Annotated in this window: 18 protein-coding genes; 7 read left to right on the top strand and 11 right to left on the bottom strand. The window is 39.1% G+C overall.

All coding sequences use genetic code 11. The features are described 5' to 3' along the window. The first annotated feature begins 54 nt into the window (after window positions 1-54). Both HL290_RS11900 and HL290_RS11895 read left to right on the top strand, forming a co-directional pair. Window positions 55-876: a hypothetical protein gene (locus tag HL290_RS11900; protein WP_198496559.1), complete on the top strand. Its 822-nt coding sequence runs from the start codon at window positions 55-57 to the stop codon at window positions 874-876. A 9-nt stretch (window positions 877-885) separates the two neighbouring features. Continuing rightward, complete coding sequence (locus HL290_RS11895) at window positions 886-1,803, top strand: mechanosensitive ion channel family protein (protein ID WP_198496558.1); 918 nt, start codon at window positions 886-888, stop codon at window positions 1,801-1,803. Here HL290_RS11895 and HL290_RS11890 read toward each other — a convergent pair. Beyond that, window positions 1,793-4,597: a DUF2339 domain-containing protein gene (locus HL290_RS11890; protein WP_198496557.1), complete on the bottom strand. Its 2,805-nt coding sequence runs from the start codon at window positions 4,595-4,597 to the stop codon at window positions 1,793-1,795. The two genes, HL290_RS11895 and HL290_RS11890, sit on opposite strands and share 11 nt — an antisense overlap. Window positions 4,598-4,751: 154 nt before the next feature. Between HL290_RS11890 and polA the strand changes: the two genes are divergently transcribed. Next, on the top strand, window positions 4,752-7,523 hold the full coding sequence (polA, locus tag HL290_RS11885) for a DNA polymerase I (RefSeq protein WP_198496556.1): 2,772 nt from the start codon (window positions 4,752-4,754) through the stop codon (window positions 7,521-7,523). 54 nt (window positions 7,524-7,577) lie between these two features. Here the strand turns inward: polA and HL290_RS11880 are convergent, their stop codons facing one another. Genes HL290_RS11880 through ppx form a run of 5 tightly spaced genes read right to left on the bottom strand, consistent with a single transcriptional unit; the run spans window position 7,578 to window position 12,677 of the window. Continuing rightward, complete coding sequence (locus HL290_RS11880; protein WP_003655065.1) at window positions 7,578-8,147, bottom strand: YggT family protein; 570 nt, start codon at window positions 8,145-8,147, stop codon at window positions 7,578-7,580. Between the two features lie 21 nt (window positions 8,148-8,168). Further along, entirely contained in the window at window positions 8,169-9,005 is an 837-nt protein-coding gene (proC, locus tag HL290_RS11875; RefSeq protein WP_080026326.1) for a pyrroline-5-carboxylate reductase, read from the bottom strand. Continuing rightward, window positions 8,977-10,380: a tRNA lysidine(34) synthetase TilS gene (gene tilS / locus HL290_RS11870; protein ID WP_198496555.1), complete on the bottom strand. Its 1,404-nt coding sequence runs from the start codon at window positions 10,378-10,380 to the stop codon at window positions 8,977-8,979. Before tilS ends, proC begins: the two co-directional genes overlap by 29 nt. Continuing rightward, on the bottom strand, window positions 10,317-11,138 hold the full coding sequence (locus tag HL290_RS11865; RefSeq protein WP_003655062.1) for an acetyl-CoA carboxylase carboxyltransferase subunit alpha: 822 nt from the start codon (window positions 11,136-11,138) through the stop codon (window positions 10,317-10,319). The genes tilS and HL290_RS11865 overlap by 64 nt, the downstream gene beginning before the upstream one ends. Window positions 11,139-11,156: 18 nt before the next feature. Further along, complete coding sequence (gene ppx, locus HL290_RS11860; RefSeq protein ID WP_017388337.1) at window positions 11,157-12,677, bottom strand: exopolyphosphatase; 1,521 nt, start codon at window positions 12,675-12,677, stop codon at window positions 11,157-11,159. Window positions 12,678-12,956: 279 nt separating this feature from the next. On the opposite strand from ppx, the gene trxA reads away from it, so the two are divergent. Next, window positions 12,957-13,283 (top strand): thioredoxin, encoded by a 327-nt coding sequence (gene trxA, locus HL290_RS11855; RefSeq protein WP_003655060.1) that lies wholly within the window; start codon window positions 12,957-12,959, stop codon window positions 13,281-13,283. A gap of 321 nt (window positions 13,284-13,604) precedes the next feature. Then, the gene (rho, locus tag HL290_RS11850; RefSeq protein ID WP_003655059.1) at window positions 13,605-14,873 is read left to right on the top strand and encodes a transcription termination factor Rho; all 1,269 of its coding nucleotides are present in this window, start codon (window positions 13,605-13,607) and stop codon (window positions 14,871-14,873) included. Window positions 14,874-15,032: 159 nt separating this feature from the next. Here rho and HL290_RS11845 read toward each other — a convergent pair whose 3' ends face one another. Next, window positions 15,033-15,191 carry a hypothetical protein gene (locus tag HL290_RS11845; RefSeq protein WP_198496554.1) on the bottom strand — a complete coding sequence of 53 codons (159 nt, stop codon included), beginning with the start codon at window positions 15,189-15,191 and terminating at the stop codon, window positions 15,033-15,035. A 94-nt stretch (window positions 15,192-15,285) separates the two neighbouring features. Between HL290_RS11845 and HL290_RS11840 the strand changes: the two genes are divergently transcribed. Next, window positions 15,286-15,519 carry a hypothetical protein gene (locus tag HL290_RS11840; protein WP_198496553.1) on the top strand — a complete coding sequence of 78 codons (234 nt, stop codon included), beginning with the start codon at window positions 15,286-15,288 and terminating at the stop codon, window positions 15,517-15,519. 167 nt (window positions 15,520-15,686) lie between these two features. On the opposite strand, the gene HL290_RS11835 is transcribed toward HL290_RS11840, so the two are convergent. From HL290_RS11835 to pheS, 3 genes are read right to left on the bottom strand one after another with little or no spacing between them, the layout of a single operon-like run. Then, window positions 15,687-15,983, bottom strand: coding sequence for an integration host factor subunit alpha (locus tag HL290_RS11835; RefSeq protein ID WP_000126166.1), 297 nt, complete (start codon window positions 15,981-15,983; stop codon window positions 15,687-15,689). Next, window positions 15,980-18,361, bottom strand: a complete 2,382-nt coding sequence (pheT, locus tag HL290_RS11830; RefSeq protein WP_198496552.1) for a phenylalanine--tRNA ligase subunit beta — start codon at window positions 18,359-18,361, stop codon at window positions 15,980-15,982. The genes HL290_RS11835 and pheT overlap by 4 nt, the downstream gene beginning before the upstream one ends. Before the next feature lie 32 nt (window positions 18,362-18,393). Further along, complete coding sequence (gene pheS, locus HL290_RS11825; protein WP_003655056.1) at window positions 18,394-19,374, bottom strand: phenylalanine--tRNA ligase subunit alpha; 981 nt, start codon at window positions 19,372-19,374, stop codon at window positions 18,394-18,396. 158 nt (window positions 19,375-19,532) lie between these two features. On the opposite strand from pheS, the gene HL290_RS11820 reads away from it, so the two are divergent. Beyond that, complete coding sequence (locus HL290_RS11820) at window positions 19,533-20,525, top strand: hypothetical protein (protein WP_198496570.1); 993 nt, start codon at window positions 19,533-19,535, stop codon at window positions 20,523-20,525. A gap of 6 nt (window positions 20,526-20,531) precedes the next feature. On the opposite strand, the gene HL290_RS11815 is transcribed toward HL290_RS11820, so the two are convergent. Beyond that, entirely contained in the window at window positions 20,532-21,035 is a 504-nt protein-coding gene (locus HL290_RS11815) for a GNAT family N-acetyltransferase (RefSeq protein WP_198496551.1), read from the bottom strand. Window positions 21,036-21,077: the final 42 nt, after the last annotated feature.

Below are 21,077 nucleotides of genomic sequence, written 5' to 3'. Positions count from 1 at the left end.
AAGCAGATTACAGCGTGAAGTCTGTTTAACAACTCGGTAGAGGAATTTTACGTCTTGTTTGAAAATAATGAATATCAGCCTCGCCCCCAGAATTCTTTAAAATGGTGGGGAGAACAGCGCTTTGAAATTAATCAGTCGAACGCATGGCAATTTGGTTCAATGCTTTTCCGTCTAACTCGCGGTATAAAAGAATGGCGTATCGAATATTATCGTCCATCTCTTCAAGACGATAATGAGCAAGATTGGCACCCAATCGCAGATCCGAATTTTGCCTTTCCGCATACTGTTCAAGTAGAACGCTACATGTTCCGGAAAACTAATCCAGAATTTCTACTGATGCCACGTCTGGCAGATCGTTCCGTAGTAATTAAACCCGTTGACCCTATCTACATTCCAGCGGGACAACGCGGAACTCTTTATATTAGTACACCGCTATGGATTGCAGGTTTAGTCGAAAGTCAGCACGAGCCTTTGTTTGAAATTCCTCTAATTCAGCCCAAAGATACATGGTTTGGTCCAAATGCCCAGCAAGGCGAAATCTGTTATGCCACTTCAGTAGATGGGCGTACCGATTTGAATCTGTTAACACCCCGTGCGTTTCGTGCTGTTACTCCAATTGATTTTCACAATACCAGTAATCATCAATTGCGTTTTGACCGCATGAATGTGCCAGTTACCGCCCTACCTCTTTTTTATAGTGAAAGTACAGGGCGTTTATGGACATCTCAAATTAAAGTTTTCTATGAAGGCTCTGACCGTCCTGCACGCATTCGTATTGAAAACCGGACTCCACCACTTGCGGGTGAAGTGACCTATGTTCATCCACCACGTTCACCTGGTGGAGCACTATTTAATATGTTTGATTCATTCTTTTAAGAGGTTTATATGGCTGATACAAGTATTCCTAAGGATATCGCTGATAGCCTCACCAGTATATTTACCAATATCAATACCGAGCGTATTAGTGAAATTTTAGTCGCTGTTGTGCTTTGCTTTATTGGTTTTGTGCTTGCACGTATTATTTCAAATACGTTTATTAGAACTATTGGCTCACGTTTTAATGCCCATCAACGCCTTGTGTGGCGTCGTGGTATTTTTTATTTTATTTTCTTACTCTTCATTATGACGAGTTTAAAAGAAGCTGGTTTTAAACTAAGCGTATTCCTTGGTGCCGCAGGGATTCTAACAGTAGCACTCGGTTTCGCATCGCAAACGTCTGCCAGTAACTTAATCAGTGGTTTATTTTTGATTGGCGAAGGTTCGTTTGAAGTCGGTGATACGATCCAGATTACCCTCATTCGTGGAAATACGATTGAAGGTGAAGTGATCTCAATCGACTTACTCTCCGTGAAATTACTTACACTCGACAATGTTTATATTCGTCTGCCAAACGAACAGCTTATTCGCGCGCCTGTACACAACTTATCTAAATACCCAATACGACGTATTCCAATTACACTCGCAATTAACTTCCATGAAGACATCATAAAAGTTCGCGAAGTTCTACTTAATGTAGCAGCTCATTATCCGCTTGTGCTAGATGACCCAAAGCCTGCTGTTACGGTTACGGCCTTTCGTGAATCATCAATTGAACTTTTATTTGCAATGTGGTGTAGACAAGAAAATTCTTTAAAAGTCCGAGATGAGATGCAAGAAAGAATTCGAAATGGATTTTTAGATAATCAGATTGAAATTCCTGTTCCTAAAATGGGTTTGATTGATCGACCACCTACTGTTTTTAATGAAGATGATATTGATCAATATAGTAATCAAAATGAATTAAAACGAGAGCCTAAAGCTTAGGCTCTTCATTTTTTTGTACAGAGGATGACGGTGGTAATGGTGCAAGATAAGCAATAATTAGCATTACCCCACCCGCCCCAATAAATGAAATGACTCGAGTTAATGTCGCACTTTGCGATAGATCAAGCAAAATTAGTTTTAATACTACAATTCCTAAAAGCGCAGCACCCACAAACCACAATTGACGAATCATTTTGCGACTCGAGAATGTAGTCAATACAAATGCCAAGATGACCCAAAGCAATGTCAAACTTAACTGCACTAGACCATTTGTCCAAATTGCAGCGCTCCAGAGTGGCGTCGCCCAGTAATGGTGCAAACCTCTGACCACCACACTACTGAATACTAATAATCCCACTAGAATTGTTGTAATTTTAAAAGTCCACTCAAGCGATTTATCTTGATCAAAAGCATGTTGATAGATCATAAAGAGAAGACCTGCAAATACTGCAATTGAAAGGAAATCAGTTAAGTTGAACAAAGGAACAAAATAAAGGTACTCGGCAGAATGGATATCGACACTCACCACAAGCAACCAAAGTAAACTTAAACACCATACCGGAATTTGATGTAACAAAGCAGTTTTATGGGACTGATAAGCCCAGAGTGAATAAACTACGGGTACAAAAGCCAAAGCAACTATTGGCATTTGTGGAAAGATCGCCAACCCCACCGTTGCTAATGCTAAGCAACTTAAACCAGCCCAGACCTTTAAATATCCAGACTGACCTGACTGCGGTTGAGCCATAATAAATAAGACACTAAGAGCAATTGCAGCAATAAGAAAAGTACCCTGTTGCAATATACTCGGCCATTTAAACATGGTGAATACTTGGCTGGTAAAGACCTCACCAAAAATTAACAACAGTAACAGGCTAACTAAAATTAACTGCAAACTTTGCCATTGCACATGCAATTTATAGTGCACAACTAAACTAAATATTGATAATAATAGTATCGCAATCATCAAGTACGGACTCAAACCATGATGGTGCCATGCCATTATTTCTATACCTGCTACAGCACCTGCATACATCCCTAAACATAAGAAAATACCGCTAAACATGCTGGCACTAAAATAATGTTGCTCTTTGCTGTTGTACTGCAACAAATAGAAGGCTGAAATAAATTGAGCAATTGCATAAATGCTTGTGCTTAGAGTCGGAAACTCTGCATTCGCCCAAATCTGATAAAACAGTGCAATTGAACTTAATAAAACTAAAACGACACCAATATATCGGCTCAAACGGTAGCGCTCAGTTACCCCCCATACAATTAAGGCCGTACCTTGAGCAACCCAACCAATTGCAGTCCAATGTGCCCCTTTCGCAAGTGGAAAGATTAAAGCAAAGAATGCAACGGCAAGAATGAAAAAGCTTTTTGCAAGTACGGAAAGTTGAGGATGACTCTTTTTGATCCAGAAAGTTAATACGGCATACGTACCAGCCAAAACAGCAGCACCAATCGTCAACGCTTGTGTAGACTCATGTACTAAATAGGCGTGTAAGGTAAAGCCTAATACTGGAACACTAAAAATAAGACCAACATCCAACAAAGGGGGTAAACGAATCCCTTTTTGTTTTTCATGCTCTGAAACCCGAGCTATATTCTGGCTATAACGCACACTTAACCAAATAAATAATCCTATATGCAGCCATAAAATCCAGTCCAATGTGTCAAATTTTGCAGGCTCTGCATAAAATGCGATTGCAGTACCACCAATAAACATCGTGGCAAAGAAAGCGATTTGATTTAAGATTTTCCAAGGTTGAATAAAATTAACGGCGGCAACCGCAAGATTAATAACAAAGTAATAACTAAATAGAAAAACTACATCAGGGCGATATTGCGGAATCACCAATGGGGCGGCATAAGCCATGCCGAGTGCTAAAATAGCTAAATAAATCGCCTGTTGCTTTAAACTTAAAAATACAGTGATTGCTAATAAAATCGTAAACAGAATACTTGCTGTAGTTAGATTGGCAATCACACCAAAATGATGCGAGAACACAAGTGTTAGGAACACAACTGCCAGTCCGACACCTTGCAATGCCACAGCAAAAAGCTGATTTTTCTTTTGCAGAGTATATCCAAATGCGGTTAATACACCTCCAGCAATAGCGATAAATCCAAGTTTCACACCTAAACTCAGCTGCCAGTGTTCACTTGCAAAACGCAGTAATAACACTACCCCAACCATGAGCACCGCAACAGCAACTCTTAAAATTGGATTGCCATGTACCATCCAATCTATTGCTGGTTGCCACCATGCAGTTTGTACAGGAGCTAGATTTTCTTTTTGATCTAAAGTGTTCGTTTCAGGTAGAGCTGGTTTGATCATATTGTTTGGATCAATTGGCTCTAGTACGGGTGTTACAGCATCTGTATTTACAACTTCATTTACATGAACAGTTTGTTTTGCTGTCTCGAGGTACAACAGTCGAGTATGAAATGCACTAATCGTTTGGACCAAACATAACAATAAAACCAGTAATGCACCGCTAGCAATCCACATCCAGTGATTCATATAAGCAACTAATGCAACCAAAGTAGCCGCATAAATCACTGTTGTTTGCATATGAATAGAATAAAGTGGAGTTGCTTGATGAGAAAACTGTTGTTCTAAATGAGTCAAACGCTGATTCAGATTTGACAATAACTGAACCAGTACTACCACGAGTGCAATAGATAAAGCAGCAACAGCACTCTGGAATTTAAAACCAATTGATATGGCTAAAAACAAAGTCAAAGCGATCAAAACAATGATCATTCCCTGTTTGTCTTTTTTATACATGGGCTTAGCAATATGACACCTTCATTACATGTCATCTTACTTTAAGCAAATACAAGCGTATATTTATACATACAAAATACTGCAAAAATCATAAATCTGCATTCATATCCGTTTTCACGTAAAATACCCGTAATTCAGATTAAGGAATTGTTCAATGCCACCATTTGTCTTGGTTGATGGGTCCTATTTTTTATTTCGTGCATATCATGCATTACCACCATTGACGACCTCTACAGGGTTACATACCAATGCAATACGTGGAGCAATTTCTGCGATTCAAAAATTGATGCGTCGTATGCAACCAACGCATATGGCCGTAATTTTTGATACCCCCGAACCAACCTTCCGTCATAAGCTTTCACCGATCTATAAAGGTGACCGCCCGAGCATGCCTGAAGAGTTGTCTCAACAAATTCCATATTTACATGCATTGATTAAAGCTCAAGGTATTCCTTTATATAGTCTCCCTGGCGCAGAAGCAGATGACATTATCGGTACACTTGCTAAACGTGCCGTACTCGAAGGACACCATGTTCTTATCTCGACTGGAGATAAAGACATGGCTCAATTAGTTAATGATCATGTAAAGTTAGAAGATAGTTTTAAAGATCGAGTAATGGACACCGACGGTGTATTTGAAAAATTTGGCGTTTGGCCAAATCAGATTATCGACTACTTGACTCTGATGGGTGATGCATCTGACGGTATTATGGGTGTACCGGGTGTAGGCGCAAAGACAGCAGCCAAGTTATTGACTGAATATGGCACTTTAGACAATATCATTGCCAATGCAGACCAACTTAAAGGCAAGATTAGCCAGAATATCAAAGATAATTTAGACAATATTAAGCTTGATCATCAGTTAGCAAGCATTGTGTGTGATCTTCCTTTAGAACTCGATTGGCATGAATTAAAGCTTATCGACCCAAATGTTGATGCTTTACGCAACCTATATACTGAGCTTGAATTTAGAAATCAGTTACAGTCGCTTGATCATCCAAATAATCCGAACAGCTCTAGCTATAAACAACAAGTTTCACAGGTCGTAGTTCAAGATGAAGTTAAACCGGCTGATTCTATAGAAACTGAAGATCAGGCAAGCTTAACCAGTCAAGATGACCAACTTGGAACCGCCAATTACCACACTGTTTTAACTCAAGAAGCATGGGATCAACTCTGGCAACGCATGCAAAATGCCGATCATTTTGCCATTGATACAGAAACTACAAGTCTTGACTATCGTATTGCGGAGATGGTCGGTTTTTCAATCGCATTTGATGCGCAAGATGCCTATTATGTTCCGTTGGCGCATAACTATGAAAATGCTCCACAGCAACTGAATCGTGAGCAAATTCTGGCTCAAATTAAGCCTGTATTAGAAAATGAAGCAGTTAAAAAAATTGGCCATCATCTTAAATATGATGCACACATTTTTGCAAACCACGGCATTGAGCTAAAAGGCTGGTATTTCGATACCATGTTGGCATCTTACGTATTGAATGCGGCAGTGACTCGTCATGGAATGGATGATGTTGCTCGTGTCTACTTGAGTCACTTAACAACGACTTTTGAGCAAATTGCCGGCAAAGGTGCAAAGCAGAAAACATTTAATCAAATTGAGATTGAAGTCGCTGCCCACTATGCAGCAGAAGATGCGCATGTCACCTATCGTTTGTATGAAGTGCTTTCAAATAAACTTAAGCCATTTCCTGAGCTAGAAAATATTTTATATAACATCGAAATGCCAGTTGCCCGAATTTTATCAGGCATGGAAGAAGATGGCATTCGTTTAGATCATGCATTCCTAGATAACTTAAGTGTTGAATTTGCAAAAACTATGGAAGGTCTTGAAAATCAGGCCATGGAAATTGCAGATGAAACTTTTAATATTGCTTCACCTAAACAAGTAGGCGAAATACTATTTGATAAATTAGGAATCAAAGGTGGTAAAAAAACCGCAACTGGGCAATACAGTACAAGCGAAAGTGTTTTAGAAAAAATTGAGCATCCTTTAGCAGAAATTATTTTAGAACATCGCGGATTGGCAAAACTAAAGAGTACTTATACGGACCGTTTGGTTGAGCAGTCTCATAATGATACGCATCGTGTACATACGAGTTATCATCAAGCTTTAACAGCAACAGGCCGCCTCTCCTCTTCTGATCCTAACCTACAAAATATTCCAATTCGTAGACAAATTGGTCGTCAAATTCGTAAAGCATTCATTGCACCCGAAGGCCGAGTTCTATTGGCTGCCGATTACTCGCAAATTGAACTACGTTTAATGGCACATTTTTCTCAAGATGATGCGTTAGTACATGCGTTCCAGCATGGACAAGATGTTCACCGTAGAACTGCAGCAGAAGTATTGGGTATTGCAATTGAAGATGTGACTAATGACCAGCGTCGCCAAGCTAAGGCAGTAAACTTTGGTCTACTGTATGGTATGTCTGAGTTTGGTTTGATTCGTCAGTTAGGTTTCACACGTCAAGAGTCACAGAACTATATCAAACAGTACTTCCAACGCTATCCTGGCATCTATGAATATATGCAACGCACACGTCAAGTTGCATCAGAGCAAGGCTTTGTTGAAACTATTTTAGGCCGTCGTCTATATACACCAGATATTGATGCACGAAATGTGATGGTGCGTAAGGCTGCCGAACGTGCTGCGATCAATGCACCTTTACAAGGCAGTGCAGCTGATATTATTAAAATTGCGATGATTGAAGTTGATAAAATCTTGCCAAAAGATCAAGCCAAGTTACTACTTCAAGTACACGATGAATTAGTTTTTGAAGCCGATCAAAACATTGCTGAAGAACTTTCCAAACAAATCGCAAAAGTCATGGAATCAGTTGTAGAAATTTCTGTGCCTTTAGTGGTTGAGGTAGGACAAGGTCTAAACTGGGATGATGCTCATTAATTAACAGAAATAAAAAAAGGGCTGTGAAATACAGCCCTTTTTTATTGAGTCAGCTTAAAGTCCTGTTAATAGAACTTTCGCTACTTCATTCATTAGAATCTCGGCAATATAGAGTGCCAAAAATGCCAAAATTGGAGATAAGTCAATCATTCCCATATTAGGCAATAAACGGCGGAATGGTGCGAGTAATGGTTCAGCTAAATCTTGAATCACCTCAATATAAGGTGAACGCGATTGAGTAAACATGACCACCCAACTCAAAATGATTGTTGCGAAAATTAAATAACGGCAGAAACGAATCAAGTCCTGAATCATGGTTACAAATGTCAGAATCAGTAAATGAATCGGACTATTTGGCATAGAGCCAGAAAGATACATCACACCGAAAATTTTCAGTAAATACAACGTAATTAAAAGAACCAACGCAGCCAAATTAAATCGGCCTTTTGCGACCGTTGGAAAAATTCGGCCAAAAATATCAACAATCTTAGTCGCTTTTACGGTCGATAAAACCACAGGATTATAAGGACTTACTGCCGCTAATTGCATTAAAAAACGGAAAAAGACCAATAAAATCGCGACATTAATTAAAATTCCAAAAATTAGCGCAGAATTTGCACCCATAGTTGTCTTATCCTATTTAAGCTATTTCGCACTGTCACTCAATTCTTGAGCCAATTCTTGGCTACGCTTCTGTGCAGCAGCCAATGCAGATTGAATATTTTGGGAGATTTGTGCACGGTCAAAAACTTCAAGTGCAGCTTGTGTTGTACCATTTGGCGATGTCACATTCTTACGAAGTTCAGATGGAGTATTTGAACTGGTAATTGCCATTTGAGCTGCACCTAACGCCGTTTGAAGAGTCAACGCGGTTGCAACTTTTTCATCTAGTCCTAAATTTTTACCCGCACGGATCATACTTTCCATGAGATAGAAAAAATATGCAGGACCTGAGCCAGAAACTGCTGTTACCGCATCAATTTGAGCTTCGGAGTTTACCCAAATTGTTAAGCCTGTGGCTGCTAAAATCTGACTTGTTAATTCACGATCAGAAGTACCCACTACATCGTTTGCATAGATACCATGCGCGCCTGTTTGAACCAGAGCTGGTGTATTTGGCATAACTCGCACAATTCGATCGCTATCAATTAAATTTGATATCGTTTGAATTTCAGCACCAGCAATAATTGAAATGACCAATTTATCTGATAACAGACCTTTCAAGGGACGTAAAACAGTCGCCAGAACTTGAGGCTTTACCGCCAATACGACAACATCAGCATTTTGAATTGCAGCCACGTTATCTTGTGTTACGTGGACTTCTTTCTCTTGTAATAATTGACGGATCTGTTCAACAGGATCTGAAACTGTAATACGTGTCGGTGGTAAACCTCTTGAAACGAGCCCGCCAATTAAAGCTTGGGCCATATTACCGCCACCAATAAAACAGATATTACAATTTACTGCACTTGCCATAACCATATTCGCCATTTACCAGATTACAAGAATGAGAAATTAAATCTGGTTGCCATCCTCCTTGCTCACAATACGGAGACTGAGCCAACCAAAATCCTTTCGGTGTAAAAACCCCAAGCATAACATTATCTATGACTAATATTTGAATTGTATGACGAAGCCAAGGCAAAATATGTGCTTCTTGAATTGCTTTTTTTAATGGCCATTGGCCAATACGACCATATAAATGGACTTTTTCCCCACCTTGACGTCGAATTATTCTCAATTTTTCATTTAATAAAGATGAAGCCAAACCGATTTTTTTTTGTTTAATCTTAAAATTTCCTGAAGCGTAATGCACTATTTCTCCCATTTGGAAATGATGCTCTGATTCAGCTTCAACTGGACTTAATGTTTCAGCAAGAAAAACCTGCTTACTCAATCTATAAAGATGATTTTGATAACGGACATAGTAAAACTGATTCCAGTGTAATGCTGCTTGTGCATCAGACTTTGAATCAATCACTTCATTTTTTAAGCGCTCGACCATTTCAAATGCAGGTCGATATTGCCCATCACCTTTCATCCAAACCGAAAGCAACTGGCGCTGACGGGCAGCCGATAAATCTAACAATTTAGTTAAGTCTAAACACTCAGCGGTGCCACAATGCTTTAAATCGAGTATCAAAACTTCTTCTAAAATCTCAGAAGCATCTTGCATCAAATAACTGGTTCGACTAAGTGCTTGCTGCATTTTAGGAAAGCGGTTTTGTAAAAAAGGCCAAAGTTCCTCACGTGACCATGCTCGATCATAGTGAATATCGTAATTTGTAGGGTCATTTACATACTCAATTTCAAGTTGAGTAGTCCAATCGGCAATTTGCTCACGAGTTAAATCTAAAAAAGGACGCCAAATTGTCATGTCTACACGGTAATCAATGGACTGCATTGCAGCCAATCCATCAACACCTGCACCCGACAACAACCTCAAAATTAACGTTTCAGCCTGATCTTGCTGGTGATGAGCAAGCACTAAGGTTTCATTGGCTTGTAAATGCTGTCGATAAGCTTGATAACGTGCCTGACGTGCTTGAGCTTCCAAATTACCATCGGTAACTTGAACTTTTTGAACAATATAAGGAATATCTAAGCGAGTAGCTTGTTTAGCAACGAGTTTTCCCCATTCTGCACTTTGTGATTGCAGTTGATGATCGATATAAATCGCTCGGATCTTTTGAGGGAAAATTTGAGACATCAAATGTAGTAGCAGCATTGAATCCATGCCACCACTACATCCAATAAGAAAAGAACTATTTTCTGAAAACTGTTGAGCTTGCTTTAAGACATTATGCCTAAATTTGCGCTGCCAAACTTCATTAAACGTTGATAACGTGCTTCGCATCGTTCATTTGCATCCAGTGGTAGCAATTCATCCAAAGCTTGCTTCAAAACTACTTTTAGGTTTTGCATGACTTGCTCAGGGTCTAAATGCGCCCCTTCGCCTTCATCTACTACATATTCAACAATACCTAGAGATTGTAATTTGTCTGCTGTCAAACCTAAAGCTTCACTCGCTTGAGCCGCTTTTTCAGCAGTTTTCCATAAAATAGATGCGCAGCCTTCTGGTGAAATCACAGAATAAATACTGTGGGACAACATAATTACTCTGTCAGCCACACCAATACCTAAAGCACCACCAGAACCACCTTCACCCAGTACTGTTGCAACAACAGGAACTTTCAAACGTGAAAGTTGAGCAAGGCTAGTTGCAATTGCTTCGGCTTGTCCACGCTCTTCAGCACCAACACCTGGGTAAGCACCCATAGTATCAATAAACGTGAAAACCGGAAGATTAAAACGTTCAGCCATATCTAATAGACGCTGAGATTTACGGTAACCTTCAGGGTTAGCCATACCGAAGTTATGCTTTAATTTTTCACGGGTACTACGACCACGGTGTTGTCCAATGACCATCACAGGTTGACCGTCAAAACGAGCAAGACCACCTACCATCGCACCATCGTCACCAAACAAACGATCACCATGCAAGGCGTCAAACTCTGTAAAGATTTCACCGACATAATCTAGAAACTGCGGACGTTCAGGATGACGTGCAATTTGAACCGTTGTCCAAGCTTTGGACTGAGTAGATTTTTTCATAGGTCGAATATTATCCCTTTAATCGATAAATTTTTCCGACTGAATATTCAATTCAATGTCCCAATGCTTAAACTGCTCTTGCTCATCATGCAAGTCGGCAACTAACAATGGCCATTGTTTGGCATCACCAGAAACACTAAGCTGCCATTGTTGATCATTTATGATGGTCAGTTCAATGGCAGGAAGCATCTGATCACTTCGACTATGGTTGAGTAAAACTGCTAGGCGAAGCAATAAACTTAAGTAAAGTAATTTATGACCACCAGCCTTCAAAATTTCGTTTTTTACATCATTTCGTAATTTACGACGATGATGAGCAACTAAATGTGAAAGATGATTTTGATCAATTTGCGAGAAACCCGGAATATCAGAATGCTGTAATAAATAAGCACCATGGCGATGATAACCACCATGACTAATTGCTAAACCAATTTCATGTAAATAAGCTGACCGACGCAGTAAGTCACTGTCTTCACTCGTTAAATTAAGAGATTTAGCAACACCATCAAATAATTGTTGTGCTGTCTTGACAACACGTTCTGCTTGTTTAGGATCGGCATTATAACGGCCCATTAGAGCTTGTACACTGCGGTCGCGGATATCTTCATGTTTAAATCGACCTAATAGGTCATACATAACACCTTCGCGTAATGCACCATCAGAATATGCCAAACGATCAATTTCTAGAACTTCAAAAACTGCGTACAAAATTGCCAATCCGGCTGGCAAAACTGCTCGTCGATCTTCTCTTAATCCTTCAAAATCAATTTCAGAAACATTTTTAAACTTAAGTAATTTATCTTTGAGTTTGTATAACCCTTCTCGAGTGACATTTTCTTGTTCATCACTTAAGCCCATATTAACCATAATTTGGCGACAGGCTTTAATCGTTCCACTCGAACCAACGACAGTATCCCACCCTTCCATTTTATAAGTCGTTGCAATAGCAGAAAGCTCTTTACGGGCAGCAACTACGGCCTTATCAAATGATTTCTGAGTAATTTCCCCATCAGCAAAATAAGCTGTTGTATAGGCCACACAACCCATTTGTAATGATTCAGTGTAAATTGGTTCAAACTCTTCACCGATAATGAATTCAGTAGAACCCCCACCAATATCAACAACTAAGCGACGTCCACCATTAGCCATGGTATGCGATACGCCCAAATAGATCAGACGAGCTTCTTCTCGCCCTGCAATAATTTCAATAGGTTTAGGTAAAATTTCTGCAGCTTTTTGGATAAATTCATGACCATTTTTTGCCTGACGCAAGGCATTAGTAGCCACAATTCGTAAACGATTAGGTTGAACAGAACTCAATCTTCCAACAAAACGCGCTAGACATGCCAAACCACGTTGCTGAGCTGCTTCTGTTAAATTTTTATTCTCATCTAAACCAGCTGCAAGCTGTACTTTTTCTGACATCGAAGCAACTTTTTTAACTTCACCGTGATCTACCCGTGCAATTGCTAGGTGAAAGCTGTTCGACCCCATATCTATGGCGGCAAGTAATTCTTCATCAATCAGAAAGTCAGACATTATTGAACTAAACCCATAACAATTCACGCCTAGAGTAATTCACAAGAATGCAATTGAAAAGCCATTTTCATCAACAATTAACTGTCATTTATATTTTTCTATTTAAGAGTTGATTGTACAAGTCGATGATGAATATCGTGAGCATCCATTAGACAAATTTAGTTAAGCCTTGAATAATAGCATCAAACCCTTACATTGAACTAAGTAGCTATGTAATACTGATAGAGATAATTTTCTCCTGTAGTAATAGCACTTTTTTCTAAAAATTGGAGCCGTACCATGTCTGCGACTATTGTAAATACAACTGATGATAACTTCCAAGCAGATGTTCTAGACGCTGAAACACCTGTACTTGTTGACTTCTGGGCAGGTTGGTGTGCACCTTGTAAAGCAATTGCACCTGTTCTTGAAGACTTATCAAGTGAATATGCTGGTAAAGTAAAAATTGTTAAAGTTGATGTAACTTCTTGCGAAGATATTGCGGTGAAATACAATATCCGTAATATTCCTGCTTTATTACTTTTCAAAAATGGTGAAGTCGTAGCTCAACAAATTGGCGCTGTACCTCGCTCTAAACTTGTTAGCTTTATTGATGAAAATGTTTAAGTCAAAATGCTAAGAATGAAAATACGCTATACTTTTTTATAGCGTATTTTTTTCGGCTATAAATTGACAAATTAACTAGGCTGGCTTATATTACATGCTCAAGAGGCACTGAAGGGAATCATCTTCGTCCGGCTTCTTACAAGACACAAACATAAAGATCGCCACTCGGCAACAGAAATTGTTTTTTCACATTTTTCTTCGAAACAATCAATCAGACTTCTGAATTGTTATTGTGTAAATACAATTGCGATAATCTTTTTTGTATGCGAGCGATTTTTCTTCTTTTAAACCACACTCTACTCTTTCCTAATTCTGACCCTTATGAATTTAACTGAACTCAAGAAAAAACCAATTGGTGAATTAATTAAAATTGCTGAATTTATGGGCCTGGAAGGTATGGCTCGTAACCGAAAGCAAGATATTATCTTTGCCATTTTGAAACGCCATGCAATGAATGGCGAAGAAATTTTTGGTGATGGCGTTCTTGAAATTCTCTCTGATGGTTTTGGTTTTTTGCGCTCTGCCGCAGGTTCGTATTTAGCAGGTCCGGATGATATTTATGTGAGTCCCTCACAAATCCGACGCTTTAACTTGCGTACAGGCGATACCATCACAGGTACTATTCGCCCTCCAAAAGAAGGTGAGCGTTATTTTGCGTTGCTCAAAGTTAACCAGATTAACTATGACACGCCAGAAAATTCTCGAAATAAAATTCTATTTGAAAACTTAACCCCCCTTTTCCCAACCGAACAATTGGTTATGGAACTAGGTAATGGTACGACAGAAGACTTAACTTCTCGTGTGGTTGACTTAGTTGCGCCAATTGGTAAAGGTCAACGTTCTATTATTGTTGCACCGCCAAAAGCGGGTAAAACAATGTTACTGCAAAATATTGCTCAATCTATTGTTAGAAACAATCCTGAAGTATTCCTGATTGTTCTATTAATTGACGAGCGTCCAGAAGAAGTAACCGAAATGGAACGTACTGTCCGCGGTGAAGTCATTGCTTCAACTTTTGATGAAGCTCCTGCTCGCCACGTACAAGTTGCAGAAATGGTGATTGAAAAAGCAAAACGTCTTGTTGAACATAAAAAAGACGTTGTGATTTTGCTTGACTCTATTACCCGTTTAGCGCGTGCATATAACACTGTCATTCCTTCATCAGGTAAAGTATTAACTGGTGGTGTAGATGCTCACGCATTAGAGCGCCCTAAACGCTTCTTCGGTGCTGCACGTAATATTGAAGAAGGCGGATCTCTTACGATCATCTCAACTGCTTTGATTGAAACAGGCAGTAAAATGGATGACGTAATTTATGAAGAATTCAAAGGTACAGGTAACCAAGAGATTACTCTTGATCGCCGTATTGCTGAAAAACGCGTCTTCCCTGCTATGAATATTAAGAAATCTGGCACCCGTCGTGAAGAGCGTTTAATGGATGATGATAACTTACGTAAAGTATGGATCCTCCGCAAGCTTCTTCATCCTATGGATGAGTTAGCGGCAATGGAATTCTTACTTGATCGTATGAAAGAAACTAAAACAAATGATGATTTCTTCGATCAAATGAAACGTAAAGCTTCAACTTAATCGGTTAATCTTCAATAAAAAGCCACTCTTTTGAGTGGCTTTTTATTTGGTTGACAAGCTTTACACAAAAATACATTTTGCAGTTTTTTATGTAAAATTATTTATAAGATTTTGATAATAAATATTTTTGAATTAAAAAAATTAAGTTTTTTTAGTGGCTTACCTATACCTTTTCCAATGTACTAGGGCTGATTGATTGTTTTTTTCTGTTAAAAAATAGACTGTTTTTCTCTTTTTCATACGTTTTTTTGACAGACGGCAGTAGTATTTCAGCATTTGCAGTGATAGCATAGCGGCAGACCAGTTAGACTGCTCCATGCGTTGTTACCTAGCTACGTTTTAGGAATAATAAAAGCAAAACAGTCCAACTTAGGTTTTTTTAATCTCAAATCTTTTTTGTGAGAGTGATGCCATGTTATTCAAAAAATTTGCTGTTGCTGCTGCTGTAGCTGCTACTTTAGCTTTCGTTGGTTGTTCTAAGAAAGAAGAAGCTCCTGCTGCTGCTGCTTCTGAAGCTGTAGCTGCTGCTTCTACTGCTGCTACTGCTGCTTCTGAAGCTGCTACTGCTGCTTCTACAGCTGTTGATGCTGCTGCTGCTGCTTCTGCACCTGCTGCTTCTGCTCCTGCTGCTTCTGCTGCACACTAATCTATAATCTAGATTAGATAAAAAAGAGGACATTTTGTCCTCTTTTTTTACGCCAAAATTTTAAACTCCTACGACTACTTCACTTACAATACCGCTCTAAAGTAGAACATCATTAAAGTTAAATAAAATTATATAAAGCCATTTAAAATATAAATAAAAAAAGCAGATCAATCGATCTGCTCATTTCCAACGCGTTGTCTAAACTTTTGACCCGCTCTGAAGGTCACTACACGGCGAGCAGAAATCGGAATTTCTTCGCCTGTTTTCGGATTACGTCCTGGACGTTCGCGTTTATCTCTTAATTCAAAATTACCAAAACCAGAGAGCTTAACCTGCTCCCCTGCAATAAGTGCTTGGCTAATTTCGTCGAAGAACAACTCGACCATTTGTTTTGCTTCACGGCGATTTAAGCTGGTTAACTCACTTAAATGATCAGCCATGTCTGCTTTAGTTAATGCTGTCATGAGGCCCTCAATGTCGCTTGATAAGTGTTTTCTAACACTTGGATAATATTGTCCATACCAGATTTAATTTCAGCATCTTCAAGCGTACGTGAAGGATGTTGCCACAATAGTGCAAACGCTAATGAGCGCTTACCATCTTCGACACCCTGCCCCGTATACACATCGAATAACCATGTAGAGTCTAAAAGCTCTCCACCAGTTTGTTCGATTAACTGCTGAATATCTCTAACATTTATATTATCAGAGATTAAAAGCGCAATATCACGTCTAACCGAAGGAAAACGTGATAATTCTGTAAAATTAGATACATAAGATTGCAAAACAGCTGTTTGATCGAGTTCAGCAACCCAAGTAGTGCTTAAATCAAGCTCATTTTCTAGAGATGGATGCAAACGGCCTAAATAACCAATTGACTTACCATCTACTAAAATGTCAGCTGATTGCCCTGGGTGCAACCACGCACGTTCTGAACGAACGTATTCAACACTTACACGCCCAGCAGCCAAAATCTCTTCTACTTCACCTTTGAAATCAAAGAAATCCATTGGTTGAGGCTTAGCATGCCAAGATTCTGGTGCTTGCGAGCCTACTGCCACTAGAGCCAAGGTAGGAGTCTGTTGCAAGTCTTCAATACTCTTAGCATTTTGATAATCAAAACGCAGTCCGAATTCAAAGAAACGAACACGACTTTGCTGACGGTTGAGATTATATTGTACGCAAGGAATTAAACTAGAAAGTAAAGTACTACGCATTACAGCCAAATCACTTGAAATTGGATTTGCTAGCATCAGTGGCTTAACTTCTGGATTTAATTGCTTTTCAAGTTTAGCATCTGCAAAGCTAAAGCTAATTGCTTCTTGATAACCTAATGTCACGATCGTTTGACGCAGCTCAGCGAGTTCAAAACGATCTTGGTATTTCGCAAATTTAACATCCATGCTTGGTAAGCTAATCTGGATATTGTCATAGCCATCAATACGCGCAACTTCTTCAATTAAGTCTTGATAAATTGCCATATCATAGCGATGTGATGGTGGAACCACACTCCATTCGCCTTCAGCTTTAACAGTTACCTCACACCCTAATCGGGTTAAAGCATCTGCAATGAACTCACCCGCCACTTGATATCCTAACAACTGGTCTACCTGAACTTGTTTCAGTTCAATGGCTTCACGTTTTGGAAGTAAGTCAGTTTTTTCAGCTACAGTAATTGGGCCAAATTCACCACCCGCTAACTGTTGAATAAGCTGCGAAGCACGGTTCATGGCAATTAAAGGTAATTCAAAATCTACACCACGTTCATAACGCTGCGAAGAGTCTGTATGCAAACCAAAACGACGAGCACGACCAGCAATCGCGAGTGGAGCGAAGAACGCACTTTCTAGGAAGATATCGGTAGTGTCATCGGTTACACTTGATGCTAAACCGCCCATAATTCCAGCAATTGCTAAAGCTTTTTGGTCATCAGCAATCACCATAATATCTTCTTGCAACTCAACTTCTTGATCATTCAGAAGTTGTAACTTTTCTTTTTGTGTTGCTTGACGAACGTGTACAATCCCTTCGATTTTAGAAAAATCGAATGCATGCATTGGTTGACCCAATTCCATTAAGACATAGTTGGTCACATCAACCAAAATACTATGAGTACGAATTCCTGAACGCGATAACGCCTGTTGCATCCATTCGGGAGTAGCAGCTTTTACATTAACGTTTTTAACTACACGCCCTAAGTAACGCGGAGCGCCTTCAGTACTGATCACTACTTTTTTCTCATCAGCAATGGTGGCAGCAACCGTATTAATTACAGGCTCAATCATTTCTAGCTTATTAATAACTGAAATTTCACGGGCAATACCACGAATACTAAAACAGTCACCACGGTTTGGCGTAATACTGATATCAATGACATTGTCGTCAAGTTTGAGGTATTCACGGATATTTACTCCTACTGGAGCATCCGCTGGCAGTTCGAGCAAACCATCGATTTTATCTTCAAGATCAATCTCAGAAGCACCACAAAGCATCCCTTGTGACTCAACTCCACGAAGCTTACCTTTTTTGATTTTAAAATCGCCAGGCAATACAGCCCCAATGGTTGCAACTGGAGCTTTCATTCCAACGCGAACGTTAGGTGCGCCACATACAATTTGCAAAGGCTCACCTGAACCAATATTAATAGTTGTTACACGCAGACGGTCTGCATCGGGATGCTGCTCAACAGTTAACACTTCACCGATTACTACACCAGTAAATGGTTTAGCCACAGGTGCTAATTCATCAACTTCAAGACCAAGCATCGTCAACTGATCAGACAATGTATCACTATCAATTGCTGGGTTAACCCATGTGCGTAGCCAATTTTCGCTAATCTTCATCTTTATAAACCTTATTTAATCCTGAAAAACTGTTAGGCAAATTGGCGTAAGAAACGCACATCATTTTGATAGAACATACGCAAGTCATTAATGCCATAACGCAACATTGCAAAACGCTCTACCCCTAAACCAAAAGCAAAGCCTTTGTATTTATCAGGATCAATACCAGCAGCACGTAATACATTTGGATGTACCATGCCACAGCCTAAAACTTCTAACCAACGGCCACGTTCATCCATAATATCTACTTCCGCACTTGGTTCAGTAAACGGGAAATATGATGGGCGGAAACGTACCTTTAAATCTTTTTCAAAAAATTCATTAAGCAGATTAATCAATAAACCTTTTAACTCAGCAAAGCTGGTGTTCTCGGCAACGTATAGACCTTCGATCTGATGGAACATAGGTGAATGCGTTTGATCTGAGTCACAACGATAAACACGCCCAGGACATACAATACGAATTGGTGGCTCACTTGTTTCCATTGTACGAATCTGTACACCAGACGTATGCGTACGCAGTAAATGAGTGGCATCAAAATAGAAAGTATCGTGCATAGCACGCGCTGGATGGTGACCAGGAATATTTAATGCTTCAAAATTGTGATAGTCATCTTCAACTTCTGGACCAGTCGCGACTGTAAAACCAGCTTTAGTGAAGAACTGACAAATTCTTTCTTGTACTTGGGTAACAGGATGGACTGTACCAACACGCTGACCGCGGCCCGGCAAAGTAATATCAATCGTTTCACTTGCTAGCTTTTGCTCAAGTGCTGCCTGCTGTAATGCTGCTTGACGTTCTGTTAAAGCAGTATTAATTGTTTCTCGAACAGCATGAATCGCAGCACCTTGTACTTTGCGTTCTTCAGGGTCCATTTTCCCTAATGCTTTCGATTGTTCTGCAAGCTGGCTTTTTTTCCCTGTAAATTGCACACGTACCTGATCAAGTGCAACAAGGTCTTGAGCTGCTGCAATGGCAGCAAGCGCTTCTGTGGTCAGGGCTTCCAGTGACATATTAACTCTCAAAGCAACAAATTAAAAAAATATAATAAAACACTGCATTCTAACAGTTTTTCATCGAATTGATGAAGTTTATCCATCATGAAAAATGTATTAGGCAACAAAAAGATAAAACGTATAAGATAATAGCATCGTCAATGAGATCAACTATTATGGCGCTCAATCAAATTTGGAAACAACAACTTACGCTTGTGACGTATGGTAATGAATACCTCCGCCAGAATTTAAGCTTTAACCAATGGCGACAACATCATATTTTTGATCACCATAGTTTTCAGTTTCGTGACTTAGCTTCTCAGCATTTGCTTGCCCAACACTTTCAAGTTTGGTTGGAAGCTTTAAAAAAACAAGGCACCACTCAGCTTAGCTTACATTTATCAAGCCTTTTAAATGAAGAGCAAAATCCAAACAGCAATGTTGAGCTTTTACCTTATACTCATTTTATTGTGACCCATGAAAATAATAAGAAATTTGCCTGGATTTTCGGCCATGAACTTGCTGAATGGTATAACAATGACAATGAGTTTGAAGCCCCTCCTTCACAAACCTGCGAACTTCGTTTAGAAACTTTCTGGCGTTTTGAACTAACTGAAAAATTATCAAAAAAAATTGAAGCAGATTTAAAAAATCCGCCATGGCAAGAAATAGCGGACTTTATGGATAGTGAATTATTTCGTAGTAAATATGCAGCAGGTTTTGAAGAACCAGAGTTTCAAAAAGCTTATTTTGATGGTACAAACATTACGAGCCAAGAACCAAAACTTGCTTTAATTCCAGAGAATTATCCTGCAGATTATGCTCACCAGCTTTTATCTCGTACTCAAGCATTAACCAACTATTTAGAACAAAAGAAGCGACTTGCAAATGATCCTTTAGGAGAAGAGCTAGACCAAGAACAACTCATTAATTTAAGAAATTTCACGCAAAAAACTGATGATTTGTTTGCCAAGCTTATTGTTAAGACTGCTAATCACTACCAAACAGCTCAAATAATTCCAGTCGTTAAGGCTTCTCCATTCGAGCAATCAAATGAAAATCCACAGCATTCAAAGCCTCAGCACCATAAAGGCAATGGTTCAGGCGTGATTAAGCTCATTGTTTTAACTATTATTATTTGTGCTTTGGCTTATTATTTTGGTCTTTAATCAAGATTACAGTTCCCATTGATAAAATAATTCTGTTATTTCGAAGCCGAACTCAGGTAGTTCGGATTCGCCAATTATTTTGGCTCCCATTTTTTCATAGAAGAAACGGCTTGGATTTTTATTAAAAACTTCTAAACGAATAAAAGCGTAACCTTGATTTAATGCACATTGATAGAACTTTTGAAATAACTCACGGCCTATACCTTGCCTTTGAATTTCTTCCAAAAGATAAAAGGCAAGAATTTCAGCAGTATTATTCTCAGGGCTCAGATAACCATCGAGAAAGCCTTTTACCATTCTATTTTCAGTATAGATAAATAACTTATGATCAGGGCTTTTGGCTATTTCTTTCCATAGTAGCTCCTTATCTAGTACTTTAAGCTCATCCAATATTTCTTGCTTAAGCATACCTGTATAAGTTTCTTTCCAACACTGTACATGTACTTCTGCAATAGATAATGCATCCTTAAAGGTGGCTATACGAATTTCTCTTTCATTTAATGATTTCAATTCGTTCCCCGCACATCATTACTTCTTAAAGTTAAGTATCAT

The sequence above is a fragment of the Acinetobacter sp. AC1-2 genome, assembly GCF_016124155.1.
GTDB classification, from domain to species: domain Bacteria; phylum Pseudomonadota; class Gammaproteobacteria; order Pseudomonadales; family Moraxellaceae; genus Acinetobacter; species Acinetobacter calcoaceticus.
The sequence above is the reverse complement of the archived record's forward strand: the minus strand, read 5'-3'. Positions and strand labels throughout refer to the sequence as shown.